At 68.6% G+C, this 12720-nt stretch carries 12 protein-coding genes; 1 reads left to right on the top strand and 11 read right to left on the bottom strand.

Annotated features, from left to right (window positions below; all coding sequences use genetic code 11):
• Nucleotides 1–17: 17 nt before the first annotated feature.
• Genes EP380_RS10380 through EP380_RS10355 form a run of 6 tightly spaced genes read right to left on the bottom strand, consistent with a single transcriptional unit; the run spans nucleotide 18 to nucleotide 7061 of the window.
• Nucleotides 18–473: a MarR family winged helix-turn-helix transcriptional regulator gene (locus EP380_RS10380; RefSeq protein ID WP_127598455.1), complete on the bottom strand. Its 456-nt coding sequence runs from the start codon at nucleotides 471–473 to the stop codon at nucleotides 18–20.
• Complete coding sequence (locus EP380_RS10375; protein WP_127598453.1) at nucleotides 470–1054, bottom strand: amino acid synthesis family protein; 585 nt, start codon at nucleotides 1052–1054, stop codon at nucleotides 470–472. Before EP380_RS10375 ends, EP380_RS10380 begins: the two co-directional genes overlap by 4 nt.
• On the bottom strand, nucleotides 1047–1925 hold the full coding sequence (locus EP380_RS10370; protein WP_127598451.1) for a UPF0280 family protein: 879 nt from the start codon (nucleotides 1923–1925) through the stop codon (nucleotides 1047–1049). Before EP380_RS10370 ends, EP380_RS10375 begins: the two co-directional genes overlap by 8 nt.
• Entirely contained in the window at nucleotides 1922–3451 is a 1530-nt protein-coding gene (locus tag EP380_RS10365; protein WP_127598449.1) for a 6-hydroxynicotinate reductase, read from the bottom strand. Before EP380_RS10365 ends, EP380_RS10370 begins: the two co-directional genes overlap by 4 nt.
• Complete coding sequence (locus EP380_RS10360; RefSeq protein ID WP_420845853.1) at nucleotides 3448–6207, bottom strand: molybdopterin-dependent oxidoreductase; 2760 nt, start codon at nucleotides 6205–6207, stop codon at nucleotides 3448–3450. Before EP380_RS10360 ends, EP380_RS10365 begins: the two co-directional genes overlap by 4 nt.
• The gene (locus tag EP380_RS10355) at nucleotides 6204–7061 is read right to left on the bottom strand and encodes an FAD binding domain-containing protein (RefSeq protein WP_127598447.1); all 858 of its coding nucleotides are present in this window, start codon (nucleotides 7059–7061) and stop codon (nucleotides 6204–6206) included. Before EP380_RS10355 ends, EP380_RS10360 begins: the two co-directional genes overlap by 4 nt.
• A 173-nt stretch (nucleotides 7062–7234) precedes the next feature.
• Between EP380_RS10355 and pncA the strand changes: the two genes are divergently transcribed.
• Nucleotides 7235–7834 carry a bifunctional nicotinamidase/pyrazinamidase gene (pncA, locus tag EP380_RS10350; RefSeq protein ID WP_127598445.1) on the top strand — a complete coding sequence of 200 codons (600 nt, stop codon included), beginning with the start codon at nucleotides 7235–7237 and terminating at the stop codon, nucleotides 7832–7834.
• A gap of 21 nt (nucleotides 7835–7855) precedes the next feature.
• On the opposite strand, the gene EP380_RS10345 is transcribed toward pncA, so the two are convergent.
• The 5 genes from EP380_RS10345 to EP380_RS10325 all read right to left on the bottom strand — a co-directional run bounded on the left by EP380_RS10345 (nucleotide 7856) and on the right by EP380_RS10325 (nucleotide 12592).
• The gene (locus tag EP380_RS10345) at nucleotides 7856–8563 is read right to left on the bottom strand and encodes an ABC transporter ATP-binding protein (RefSeq protein WP_127598443.1); all 708 of its coding nucleotides are present in this window, start codon (nucleotides 8561–8563) and stop codon (nucleotides 7856–7858) included.
• Entirely contained in the window at nucleotides 8556–9308 is a 753-nt protein-coding gene (locus EP380_RS10340; RefSeq protein WP_127598812.1) for an ABC transporter ATP-binding protein, read from the bottom strand. The genes EP380_RS10345 and EP380_RS10340 overlap by 8 nt, the downstream gene beginning before the upstream one ends.
• On the bottom strand, nucleotides 9305–10267 hold the full coding sequence (locus tag EP380_RS10335) for a branched-chain amino acid ABC transporter permease (protein ID WP_106569496.1): 963 nt from the start codon (nucleotides 10265–10267) through the stop codon (nucleotides 9305–9307). The genes EP380_RS10340 and EP380_RS10335 overlap by 4 nt, the downstream gene beginning before the upstream one ends.
• Complete coding sequence (locus tag EP380_RS10330; protein ID WP_106569497.1) at nucleotides 10267–11148, bottom strand: branched-chain amino acid ABC transporter permease; 882 nt, start codon at nucleotides 11146–11148, stop codon at nucleotides 10267–10269. Before EP380_RS10330 ends, EP380_RS10335 begins: the two co-directional genes overlap by 1 nt.
• Before the next feature lie 139 nt (nucleotides 11149–11287).
• On the bottom strand, nucleotides 11288–12592 hold the full coding sequence (locus EP380_RS10325; protein WP_127598441.1) for an ABC transporter substrate-binding protein: 1305 nt from the start codon (nucleotides 12590–12592) through the stop codon (nucleotides 11288–11290).
• Nucleotides 12593–12720 lie beyond the last annotated feature (128 nt).

Raw genomic sequence — 12720 nt, 5'->3', positions numbered from 1 at the left:
GGCGTGTCGTCGCCCGTTCAGCCGATCTTGGCCAAAAGCCGCATCAGGCTGGCGCGCTCGCGCCCGGTCAGCGGCGCCAGCGTCTCCTCGGTGATGGCAAAGGCAAGCGGCCGCAGCCGCGCCAGCGTCTCGCGCCCCTTGGCACTCAGCCGCACGACCAGCCGGCGGCGGTCCTGCTTGTGCGTATCGAGCTCGACCAGGCCGCGCGTCTTCAGCCGGTCGATGACCCCCTTGATCGTGGCCGCGTCCATGGCGATCAGGGCGCCGAGCTGGTTCTGCGAGGTCTCGCCGACCTCCTCCAGCCTGGCAAGCGCGGCGAATTGCGGCGGCGTCAGGTCGCCGATGCGGGCCGAAAACAGCGCCAGATGGCGCTGGTTGGCCTTGCGCAGCACGAACCCGATATGGTCTTCGAGCCTGTAGTCTTCTTCCGCCGCCGCCCTTTCCGGTCGGGCCGCCTTCGCCGCAATGCTCATCGCAACCCGTCCCGTCCCTTGACCTCGCCGGCGGTGAGCCCGCCCATGCGGGCGTGGACGCGCCCGCCGCGGCTCATCGCCAGGCAGAACAGGATTTCGTCGGGGCGCGGCCCGTCGGGCGCGCTGACGGTGATGGCGTCGAAATGGCTGCGCACATAGGCGGCGTTGGTGTGGCCGAGCGGAATGTCGAGCGTCGCCCCGAAGCCTGCCACCTTCATCGCCGAGGGCACTATCGCCATCGATTTCGGCAGCCGCTCGCGCATCGCGTATCCGCCCGGCACGTGCCACAGCGCGCCATGCTCGATCTCGCCCTGCGTGCCGACGATCGCGCCCTTGCCGTAGCCGTCGATCTTCTCCGCGTCGCCGCCGAGCGCGGCGATCAACCGTTCCGTCAGCGTCGCCCCGAGCGGTTTCAGGTCGTCCATCGCTGCTTCGATGTCTTCTTCATAACGGCCGGCGAACGGGTTCTTGACCAGCGCCATTGCCGCCGCGCGCCGCCGCGGTTCGGCCGCCGCCGGGCCGCCGTCGTGGACGATCTCCTCGAAAAACACCGCCAGCTTGCGGATCGGAAAGTCAGGCATCGAGCAAATCTCCTTGAAAGGTCCCGGCCGGCATCGCGCCGAAGGAACCGGACAGGCGGCGGGCGCCGCGAAGAAAAAGCGCCGCCGCGACAACCAGGCCGCGCGCGCGGCAGGACTCCGCCTCGGCAAGGCCGCGCGCCAGCGCCGTGTCGATCTCCACCGCATCCAGCGCGCCGACCCCGGTCGTGACCGGCCGCGCGCCGAGATCGCTGTCGGACGACAGCGTATTGGCCGGCGCGCGCGCGATCGCGGGATGTCCCGGCAGGTCGACGGCGTTGGCGATCAGCGTCGCGGCGACGTCGGCCGCGGCCGCGTCGGCGGCCAAAACGGTGACGGCGTCGGCGATACCCAGCGAATGGCTGCGGCCGCGCCAGCCCGAGGTCGCGATCCCGCGCACCGGATCGTCGGCGTCGATCGTCACCCGGTCGGAAAAACCGTGCCCCGTGCCGGCGACGGCAAGACGGATCATTTGCCCGGGCGCGAGGAAGACGGCGCTGTCGCCGCCATTGTTGACATAAGCCCGCTCCAGTTCGCGCCCGGTCACCAGGGCGGTCAGCACCTCGTCGGCGACCGCGCCGGCGACGGCGGCCATCGGGGTGACGAAACGGCCGGCATGCCGGCACGCCGCCTGCTCCATCCGGCGCGCGGTGGCGCCGGCGAAATGGCGCGGGATGTTTGTCGACGGCGCGCGCAGGGCGCTGAGCTCGCCGACCAGCTCGTCGAGCACGGTGGAAAAGCGGGCCGCCGCCTGCCGGTAGCCGGCCGCGCGCTCGGCCGGCACGCCGAACGCCTCGACGATCAGGTCGATCGGACCGTGCTGCATGTGCAGGCGTCGCCCGTCCGGCAGCCAGGCGATCCGCGGCCCGCTCATGGCCGTTCCCGCCGCCGCTGGCGGAGCGGCGGCCAGGGATTGCCGCCCGGCGCGGGCCTATCCCGGCGCGGATTGTGATACGCGCCGCCGCGCGCCGCGATGTCGTCGACCGAACGGATCTCCTCGGCATAACCGCCGAGCCGGAGATAGTCGTCGCGGCGCAGGGTGAATTCGACCGGCGCCACCAGCGCTGGCGTCGGCACGTAGCCGAAGGCGTTTTGCGGCATGCGGGTGACATCGACCATGATGGTGATGCCGCCGCCCGGCCAGACATAGACCGGCGCGCCGCCGCAGGTGACATAGGTGTTCAGACCCTGGACCGAGCGGGTGAGATTGACCGGGTTTTCTGTCACGCCGGCGCGGAGCGACCCGCCGGCACCGCCCATAAACAGCACCGTACACAAAGCCGGTTCGCAATTATCTTCAATAAGATCGACAGATTTCTTCAAGCGATCCGGAAAAGGCTTCGCAACCGGCTTTAAGTCCTGGTCGAGCTCGTAATAGGCGAATTGCTCGCCGGTGGTCGACACCATCAAAAGCGACAGGCCGGGCCGGGCGCCCTTGTTGGCGTTGAAGGGGCCGAGAATCTCCAGCGGGTCGGCGATGGTGGTGCCGCCCCAGCCGAGGCCGGGTTCGGAGACTTTGAAATAGCGGCCGGGCGTGGAGCGCCGGCCGATGATCTTGATGCCGGTGTCGGGCCAGCCAAGCACCTTGCCGGCCTGGTGTTCCGACACCACGCCGGTGATGTGGTCGTCGACCACCACCACCTCGTCGACCAGGTCGCGCCACTGGGTGGCGAACATGCCGATCGTCGCCGAGCCGCAGCCGACGCGCATGCGCTGTTCCTGGCGGCCGTCGATCACCGGCGCCTTGCCGGCCTCCACCACCAGCATCGCGCCGTCGTCGATCGTCAGTTCGACCGGCTGGCGATTGCACAGCGCCAAAAGCGTGTCGCAGGTCACCCGTCCCTCGGCCTTGGAGCCGCCGGTCAGGTGGCGCACGCCGCCGAGCGAGAGCATCTGCGAACCGTATTCGGCGGTCGTGACGTGGCCGACCGGCTCGCCGTTGGCCCGCACAGTCGCCGTCTCGGGCCCGATATGACGGTCGGTGTCGATCTTCACCTTGACGCCGCAATAGGAAAAAATCCCTTCCGTCACCACGGTCACCAGATCGACGCCCTCGACCTCCTGGCTGACGATGAAGGGGGCGGGTTTGTAGTCGGGATAGGTGGTGCCGGCCCCGATGGCGGAGACGAAGCGGCGGCCGGTGTTGACCAGTTCGCCGTCCCAGGGCTCCTCCGGGTCGAGGAACGGCACCAGCGGCGTGCCCTCCTCGGCGGCGTGGTGCAGGATGGTCAGCGGATCGGTGCGCACGATCTTGCCGCCGACATTGCCGTAGCGGTCGCAGGCGCCGGTGCGCCCGTCGGCGATGTAGCACATCACCGGACAGGCATCGCAGCGGACCTTTTCGCCGGTGGTGTCGGGCCTTTCCGGCGACGGCTCGAACCGTTCCGACAGTTCGCTCATCGCCCCGCCTCCGCCGCCCGGATCGCCGCCAGAACCCGGCTCGGCGTCGCCGGCAGCCTGTCGACCAAAACGCCGGTGGCGTCGCGAATGGCGTTCAGGATCGCCGGCGCGGTCGGGATCAACACATGCTCGCCCAGCCCCTTGGCGCCGAACGGGCCTTCCGGGTCGGCGATTTCGACCAGAATGGTCTCGATCGGCGGCACGTCGCCGATGGTCGGGATCAGATAATCGTGCAGGTTTTCCGTGCGGCCGGGCACGTAATCCTCCATCAGCGCCATGCCGATCCCCTGCGCGATGCCGCCCTCGATCTGGCCTTCGGCGAGCTGCGGGTTGATGGCGCGGCCGACATCGTGCGCGGCGGTGATTTTCAAAAGCGCGACCGTGCCGAGGCTGCGGTCGACCGCGAGCTCGACGATCTGCGCGCCGTAACCGTAAACGGCATAGGGCACACCCTGCCCGTTCTCGTCGAGCGCCGTCGTCGGCGGGTCGTAGCTCTCCTCGGCCGAAAACACGTAACCGCGCCCATCGAGCGGCAGCGTGTCGAGCGCGATCTGCCGGCGCGCCTCGCCCTCGCGCACGACCAGCAGGCCGGGCTCGATCTCGATGCGGGCCTGCGAGGAGACATTGGCATAACGCAGGATTTTTTCGCGCAGGGCGCGGCCGGCCTTTTCTGCCGCCTTGCCGCTGACATAGGTCTGGCGCGAGGCCGAGGTCTTGCCGGCGTCAGGGGTATGCGCGGTGTCGCCGTCGATAAGGCTGAAGGCGACCAGCGGCAGGCCGGCAGCGTCGGCGCAGATCTGGGCGATCACCGTGTTGGAGCCCTGGCCGATATCGACCGCGCCCTGGTGCAGCACAACCCGGCCGGCGGGCGAAATACCGACCCGGATCGTGGAGGGGTTGGGCAGCGAGGTGTTGCCGCAGCCATACCAGCACGACGCGATGCCGACGCCGCGCCGCACCGTCCCGTCGCCGGCCGCCGCGTTGGCCGTTTCGGCGTCGGCCAGCGCGCGCCGCCAGTGCGGTTCGAGCGCGGCCAGGCAGGCGCCGATGCCGACGCCGGACGCCAGCACCTGCCCGGTCGCGGTTCTGTCGCCGTCGGCAAGCGCGTTGCGGCGCCGAAGCTCCAGCCGGTCGATGCCGAGCTTCGCGGCGAGCGCGTCGTAGAGCGTTTCGAGCATGATGGTGGCCTGCGGCACGCCAAAACCGCGAAACGCGCCCGCGACCGGCCCGTTGGTGTGCACGGCGCGCGCGCTGGCGCGGTAATTGGGCGTCAGATAGGGCCCGCAGGCATGCACCGGCACGCGGTTGGCGACTGTCGGGCCCCAGCTCGCATAGGCGCCGGTGTTGAAATCGCCGGCAAATGCCAGCCCGGCGATGCGTCCGTCGGCATTGGCGGCCAGCGTGGCGCGCATTGACGCGGGATGGCGCTTGGTGGTCGAGGCCATCGAGTCGGCGCGCGTATAGGCCAGCACCGCCGGCCGCCCGGTCTTCAGCGCCACCAGCCCGACCAGCGGCTGCAGCGAGACGTCGAGCTTGGAGCCGAACCCGCCGCCGGTCGCCGCCGGCACGATGCGCACCTTGTCCGGCGGCAGGCCGAGCACGGCGGCGGTGTCGTCGCGGTCCATATAGGGCGCCTGGGTGCAGGCCCTGACGACCAGCGTGTCGCCGTCGAACACGGCATATCCTGCTTCCGGCTCGATATAGGCGTGCTCGACATAGGCGGTTTCGATCGTGCCTGAGACCGACACCGCCGCGGCCGCGATCGCGGCCTCGGCATCGCCGCGTGCGACCAGGCCCTGCGTCAGGATATTGCCCGGACGATCCTCGTGCACGAGGCCGGCCCCTTCCGCGACGGCTTCGGCCGGGTCGAGCACATGCGGCAATGCGTGCCAGTCGATCGGAAATTCTGTCGGGTCGAGGGCCGCGATCGCCGCCGGCTCGCCGGCGACCAGCGCCACCGCCTCGCCGCGAAACCGCGCGGTGCCCTCGGCCAGTGCCGGCTGGTCGGCAAACGGGCCGATGACGCCGAAGCGGTTGCGGCCGGGAATGTCGGCGGCGGTGAACACGGCGGCGAGGCCCGGGCGCGCGGCCACGAACCCGTCGAGGTCGCCGAAGGAAAAACGCGCATGCCAGTGCGGCGAGCGGATCACCAGCACCGACAGCGCGTCGGCCGGCCGTTCGTCGGCGCCGAACCTGTCGGTGCCCGTCACCTTGGCCGCCCCGTCGAGGCGCATGACCGCCGCGCCGACCGCGCGGCCGGTTTCGGGCGGCGGGCTGTCGCGGCCGGTTTCGAGCAGACCGGCGTCGATCACGGCGGCGATGATCTTGCGGTAGCCGGTACAGCGGCACAACACGCCGCCGAGCGCGTCGCGCACCTCTTCCTCGCTCGGGGCGGGATTGCGGTCCAGGAGCGCGGTCGCGGCGACCAGAAAGCCCGGCGTGCAAATGCCGCACTGGGCCGCGCCATGGCGCAGGAACGAGGCTTGCAGGGCCGACAGCCGGCCATTGGCGAGCCCCTCCACGGTGGTGACGCGCCGGCCCGCGGCCGACGCGGCCGGCATCAGGCAGGCGCAGACCGCCGCGCCGTCGACAAGCACCGTGCAGGCGCCGCAATCGCCGGCGTCGCAGCCGAGCTTGGTGCCTGTCGCGCCGAGTTCGTCGCGCAGCACGGCGGAAAGCCGGGCCACCGGCGAGACTTCGGCTGAAACCGGCGCGCCATTGAGAGTAAAGCCGATCGTTTCGCGCACCGGGCTCACGCTGCCTTCTCCTTGCCCGCGCCATCGTCGCAGGCCTGCCGGATCGCCCGGCGCAAAATCTCGGCGGCCGCTTCGCGCCGATAGGCGGCACTGGCGCGCACGTCGTCGATCGGCGTCAGTTCGACAAGTTGGTCGGGGCCGAAATCGAGCGCGGTCTCCGGGCGGCGGCCGCGCAGCGCGTGTTCGAGCCCCGTCATGCGCCGGGCAACGGGCGAGCACGCGCCGAGCGCCAGCGCGATCTCGCCAATCGTGCCGTCTTCGGCCAACGCGACGCGCGCGGCCGCCATCGCGATCGAGATCACCAGATAGCGGCGCGCGCCGAGCTTGACGAAACCGCTCCCACCGGCCGTCGCGGTTCTGGGCACGACAAGGGCGACCACCATTTCGTCCGGCGCCAGCGCGGTCTCGCGATTGCCGCGCACGAAGGCGCCGAGCGGCACGCGACGGCGGCCGGCCCTGGCCGCGATCTCCACGCTGGCGTCGAGCACCAGCAGCGGGGGCGCGCCGTCGGCGGCCGGCGAGGCGTTGCACAGATTGCCGGCCACCGTGGCCGCGTTCTGGATCTGGACCGAGCCGACCTCGCGGGCGGCCGCCTTCAGCGCGTCGAAGGACGGCGGCAGATCGTGGGCGATCAGCTCGGACCATGTGGTGCGGGCGCCCACGACATAGGCATCGTCCGTCCGGGAGATGCCGCGCAATGCATCGAGCCGGTTGATGTCGAGAATGTTTTCGCGAATCGGGCGCGCGCCCTGCCCCGGATAGAAATCGGTGCCGCCGGCCAGGACCCGCCACCGCCCCTCGGCGAGCAGATCGAGAGCCTCCTCCAGACCCTGCGGTCGAGCGTAGTTTGCCAACGGGGTTTTCCCTCATTTCCGCCGGTTTCGAACAGGCGTTTCCGACGCGGCAAATTCATTCGTATGCAAATGATATCAGTCCGCCGTGACTTGTCAAAGCCGGCCGCTGCCGTCACCATGGCGCCGGTCGCGCCTGCCGCGCGCCGCTCCAGCCCAGTCACAAGAGGACGGAAATGGCCGACAAAGCCCTGCTCGTGATCGATCTGCAAAACGATTTCTGCCCGGGCGGCGCGCTCGCCGTTACCGGCGGTGACGAGATCGTGCCGGTGGTCAACCGGCTGATCGAGACCTTCGATCACGTCATCATGACCCAGGACTGGCATCCGCCGCGCCATTCCAGCTTCGCCTCCGAGCACACCGGCAAGGCGCCGTTCGAGACGGTCGCCATGCCTTATGGCGAGCAGACCTTGTGGCCGGACCATTGCCTACAGGGCAGCGATGGCGCCGCCTTTCACGCCGGGCTCGACTGGACCAAGGCCGAGCTCGTCGTGCGCAAGGGGTTCCGCCGCGAGATCGACAGCTATTCGGCGTTTTTCGAAAACGATCACGAAACGCCGACCGGGCTTGCCGGCTATCTGCGCGAGCGCAACATCGCCGATCTGACCATGGTCGGGCTGGCGACTGATTTCTGCGTCGCCTATTCCGCGCTCGATGCGGTCCAGGAAGGGTTTTCGGTCACCGTGATCTTGGAGGCCTGCCGGGCGATCGATCTCGGCGGCTCGCTGGCGGCGATGACCGGCATGATGAAGGAGGCCGGGGTACGCCTGGTCTGAGCCGGTTTCAGCGGCAGCTCCCTATCCCAGACCGACATAATGGCGCACCAGTTCCGGCTCGGCGCGCAGGCGTTCGACGTCGACCACGTCGCGGTTGACGCCGTTCTCGATGAAGGCGACGCGGTCGGCGACCGGCAGCACCGCGTCGACCCGCTGCTCGACCAGGATCGTCGACACGCCCTGTTCGCGCAGCCGCGTCACCGTTTCGCGGATGCGCGCGATCATCGACGGCATCAGCCCCTCGGTCGGCTCGTCGAGCAGGAGCACCGAGGGCTCCACGCACAGCGCGCGCGCCATGGCCAGCATCTGCTGCTCGCCGCCCGACAGCGTGCCCGAACGCTGGGCCAGCCGCTCGCGCAAAACCGGAAACAGCGCCAAAACCGCCTCGCGGGTGTCGCCGCCGCGGCCGCGCGTCATCAGGCCGATCTCGAGATTTTCAGCCACCGTCAGTTCCGAAAACAGCCGCCTTCCCTGCGGCACATAGGCCACGCCCCGGCGCGGCACCTCGTGCGCGGGCAGGCGCGCGAGATCGTCCGAACCGAGCAGGATTTCGCCCGAACGCACCGGCACCAGCCCCATGACCGCTTTTAGCGCGGTGGTCTTGCCGGCGCCGTTGCGGCCAAGCAGGCACAGGACCTCGCCTTGCCGCAGGGTCAGAGAAAAATCGCGCAGCACATGAACATCACCGTAAAAGCAATTGATCTTGTTGATGATGAGGATGTCAATCATCGTCGGGTGTCCCGAGATAGGCATGCTGGACGGCGCTGTCGGCGCGGATTTCGGCCGGCGTGCCCTCGGCCAGCACCGCGCCATTGTTCATCACCGTGATCCGGTCGGCGAGCGCCATCACCACCGGCATGTTGTGCTCGATCAGAAGCACGGTCGCCGAGCGGGCGATGTCGCGCACCAGCGCGATGAAGCCGTCGATCTCGGCATCCGACAGGCCCTGCGTCGGCTCGTCCAGGATCAACAGCCGCGGTTCGAGCGCCAGGCCCATGGCGACCTCGAGCAGGCGCTGGTGGCCGTAGGCGAGCTTGCCGGCGGCCTGCTCGGCGCGGTCGGCCAGCCCGACGCGCTCCAGCGCCTCGGCCACGCCCCGGCGCAGATCGGCCGGCGAAAACCGGCTGCCGCCGCGCTCGGCATGGTCGATCAGCCGGCGCTGGGCGGCAAGCGCCACATTGTCGAACACGCTCAGATTGGCGAAGATCGAGGTGATCTGGAACGTGTAGGCGATGCCGCGCTTGACCCTTTGATGGGCGGGCAGCCGGGTCACGTCGACGCCCTCGAACAGGATCGTGCCGGCACTCGGCGCGATCCGGCCGCACACAAGGCTGACGAAGGTCGTCTTGCCGGCGCCGTTCGGGCCGATAATCGCCCGGATTTCGCCGGCGTCGAGCGAAAAATCGACACTGTCGACGGCGCGCAACCCGCCGAAGGACCGGCTCAGGCCGCGCGTCTGCAGCAATGGGCTCACGGCAGCCATCTAAGCCACCTTTCGCGGATCGTGCCGAGCACGCCTTTGGGGAAAAACAGTACCAGAACGATCAGCGCGACGCCGACGATCAGCAGATAGGCGGAGGTGTAGCCCGACGTGATGTCGACCACGTAGAACATGAACACAGTGCCCAGAAGCGGGCCCAGCACCGTGCCGGCACCGCCGAGCAGCACCCATAAAAGCGGCAGGATCGAATACTGGATCGTGGCGAAGGTGGAACCGATATAGCCGAACAGCACCGCATAGGCGGCGCCGGCGGCCGCGCAGAACGCGCCGGAAATCACCATGGCGGCGAGCTTGTTGGAAAACACGTCGTAGCCGAGCATGCGCACCCGCTCCTCGTTTTCGCGGATCGCCACCAGCACGCGCCCGAACGGCGCGCGCACGATGGCGAAGCTTGCCATCAGCACGACCGAAAACAGCGCCACGGCGATGAAATAGCGGCTTGCGGGGTCGCTCAGGTCGATCTCCAGGCCCGGCAGCGCCAGCCGGCGCGCGGCTTGCGGCAGCACCAGCCCCTCCTCGCCGCGGGTCCATTGCGTGAAATAGAGCGTGGTCAGGTAAAACACCTGCGAAAACATCATCGTCACGATCATGAAGGCGACGCCGGTCGTGCGCAGCGCCAGCATGCCGACCACCAGCGCCAGCAGCGCGCCGGCGCCGACGCCGGTGGCGAAGGCCGCGCCGACGCCCCAGTCGAGATGGTAGACGGGCAATCCGGCGCCGTAGATGCCGGCGGCGAAGAACATCGCATGGCCGAGGCTGAGCAGCCCGGCATAACCGAACACGATATTGTAGCCGGCGGCGAACACCGCCAGCACCAGCACCCTGGCCAAGACGCCGCGATGATAGTCGGGCAAAAGCCAGTAAAGCACCACGAGGGCCGCCAGCACCGCCAGGTGCAAAAGCAGCGCGCGCGTCGTCGCCCGGCCCGCCATCAGCGCGCGGCCTGGCCGAACAGGCCCTGCGGTCGGAAGACCAGCACCAGGGCGACCAGAAGCGTGGCGATCATCTTGGCGAGCGTCGGCGAAAAGAACACCGAGATGATGCCGTCCGACAGGCCGATCAGCACCGCCGCCACCACCGTGCCGCGCAGCGAGCCCAGCCCGCCGATGATGACGACGATGAAGGACAGAAGCAGCGGGTCGAGCCCCATCAGGTAATGCGCCTGCTGGATCGGTACGATCAGCACCGCGGCGACGGCCGCCAGCATGGCGCCAAGCGCGAACACGGCGGCATAGACCTTGTCGACGGGAATGCCGAAATTCTGCGCCGTCTCGCGGTCGAACTGGGTCGCGCGCATGATCAGGCCGATGCGGGTGCGCGTCAGCACCAGCCAGGTGGCCAGGATCAGCCCGATCGAGGCGGCGATCACCGCCAGCTTGTAACCGGAATACCCGAACCAGGGCAGCGCGATGCGCAGGCTGAACGGCGCCTGCACCGGCCGCGCCTCCGGCCCGTAGAAGGTCAGCGCCAGTTGCTGGATGATGTAGAGCATGCCGATCGTGGCCACGATCGTGGCCTCGGGATCGTAATTGAGCCGGCGCAGCACCGTCCGCTCGCAAACCAGCGCAACCAGCCCGACCACCAGCGGCGACAGCACCAGCGCCAGCAGGAACCCCGTCGCCGGACTGCCGGTCACCAGGGTGGAAAAGAACCAGGCGAGCACCGCGCCCAGCATGAAGAACTCGCCATGGGCGACGTTGACCACGCGCATGACGCCGAACACCAGCGACAGGCCGAGCGCCGTCAGCGCCAGCACGGCGGCGGTCACCAGGCCTTCCAGGGTGGCTAGAAGAAGATGGGGGCCAAAGGACATGACGAACCGGTCTCGGCACCTGCGAGGGTTGCGGTGCGTTTTGAAGAAGGGCGGGCGCGGCGGAAAAGGACGGGCTTTTCGCGATCGCCGCCGTCTTCCGGCGCCCCGTGCGGCGTGCAGCGGGGCGCCGGGCGCGGCGTCAGAGCGACTGCGTGGTGTAGTCGCCTTCCGGCTCGTACATGCTGTCCTCGATCTCGGTGCGGTGCACGACCTCCAGCCTGCCGCCGGAAACCTGCGAGATGTACTGGTGCCCGAAACACTGGTGCAGCTTGCCGTTGAAGATCTTCTTGCCCTGCGGATGCTCGGGGCCGGCCGCGAACTCGGTCATCGCCTCGGTCGCCTCGATCAGTTTCTGGCGGTCGCCGGGCCCCTGATAGCCGGCCGCCTCCATCGCCGCCTTGATCACGTAAAGCGTCTCCCAGCAGCCGAACATGTGGGCGGCCGTCGACACGTCCTTGGGATCGTCGACGGACGCGCCGTTCTGGTCGATGCCGACCGCGTCGCGATAGGCCTTGACGTAGTCCGGCGCGTCGGCCTGCAGGTAGCGCGGCATGCCTTCCCAGAAATGGCTGCCGTCGAGGAATTCCAGGCCAGGGCTGGCCATGTCGACGGCCTCGAGCGAATCGATGAAGCCGAACAGTTTCGGGCCGCCGCCGCCGTAGAACTCGCCGAGTTCCTTGACGAAGGTCAAAACGGCCGGGCCGACCATGACGTGGTAGAGCACCTCGGTGTCGGACGGGATCTGCGGGAAATAGCGGGTGAACGAGCTTTCCGTCGGCGGAATCGGCACGTGCTTGATCACCTCGCCGCCCTGCGCCTTGACCGCTTCGGTGAAGAAATCGCGGTGATCGTGACCGAACGCGTAGTCGGGAAAGATCATCGTGACCTTTTTGCCGAGATTGGACGTCACCCATGGCGCCATCGAGGAGACCTGCGCCTTGACGTCGGTGATGCCGGGCTGGAAGACGTAGCGATTGAGCTTGCCGGAGGCGACGTGATAGCCCTCGCTGACGACGTAATAGGGCATTTTCAACTCGCCCGCCGTCGGCGCCGCGCCGACAACGACATGGCTGAACAAGGTGCCGTAAACGACGTCGACCTTGTGCTGGCTGGCGAATTTCTCCACCACTTCCGCGCCGCGCTTGGGATCGGTGCCGTCGTCCTCGGTCACGATCTCCAGCGGACGCCCGTTGATGCCGCCGGCCGCATTGATCGCCTTGGCGGCCGCCATGGTGGTGCGCTCGTACCAGCGGCCATAGGCGGCGCCGATACCGGTGCGATGGGCCTGGAAGCCGATGCGGATCGGTTCCGACGACTGCGCCTGGGCATAGCGCACGAAACCCGGTGCCAGCGTCAGGCCGGCGGACGCGCCGAGCCCCTTGAGGGCGGTCCGGCGGCTGACATTACCCGTCAGAATGCTGGTTTTGCTGCGTTTTTCGCTCATGCCGTATCCCTCATGATTTCCGGTTTCGTTCGACAGCGGCGCTTGCCGGAGCCGGGCCGCGACGCGGATGGAAACTCGATTGTACACAAATCAAATCATCAATCCCTGGGCATGGCAACTGCCGCTCA

The organism is Nitratireductor alexandrii, from assembly GCF_004000215.1.
In the GTDB taxonomy this organism is placed as follows: domain Bacteria; phylum Pseudomonadota; class Alphaproteobacteria; order Rhizobiales; family Rhizobiaceae; genus Mangrovimarina; species Mangrovimarina alexandrii.
Note: the sequence above shows the minus strand (reverse complement) of the source record. Positions and strands in the feature narration are given on the sequence as shown.

What these genes read in the sequence shown, in the direction of transcription:
- EP380_RS10380 (WP_127598455.1), bottom strand. Translation starts at nt 473, where the DNA reads ATGAGCATTGCGGCGAAGGCGGCCCGACCGGAAAGGGCGGCGGCGGAA.
- EP380_RS10375 (WP_127598453.1), bottom strand. Translation starts at nt 1,054, where the DNA reads ATGCCTGACTTTCCGATCCGCAAGCTGGCGGTGTTTTTCGAGGAGATC.
- EP380_RS10370 (WP_127598451.1), bottom strand. Translation starts at nt 1,925, where the DNA reads ATGAGCGGGCCGCGGATCGCCTGGCTGCCGGACGGGCGACGCCTGCAC.
- EP380_RS10365 (WP_127598449.1), bottom strand. Translation starts at nt 3,451, where the DNA reads ATGAGCGAACTGTCGGAACGGTTCGAGCCGTCGCCGGAAAGGCCCGAC.
- pncA (WP_127598445.1), top strand. Translation starts at nt 7,235, where the DNA reads ATGGCCGACAAAGCCCTGCTCGTGATCGATCTGCAAAACGATTTCTGC.
- EP380_RS10345 (WP_127598443.1), bottom strand. Translation starts at nt 8,563, where the DNA reads ATGATTGACATCCTCATCATCAACAAGATCAATTGCTTTTACGGTGAT.
- EP380_RS10335 (WP_106569496.1), bottom strand. Translation starts at nt 10,267, where the DNA reads ATGGCGGGCCGGGCGACGACGCGCGCGCTGCTTTTGCACCTGGCGGTG.
- EP380_RS10330 (WP_106569497.1), bottom strand. Translation starts at nt 11,148, where the DNA reads ATGTCCTTTGGCCCCCATCTTCTTCTAGCCACCCTGGAAGGCCTGGTG.
- EP380_RS10325 (WP_127598441.1), bottom strand. Translation starts at nt 12,592, where the DNA reads ATGAGCGAAAAACGCAGCAAAACCAGCATTCTGACGGGTAATGTCAGC.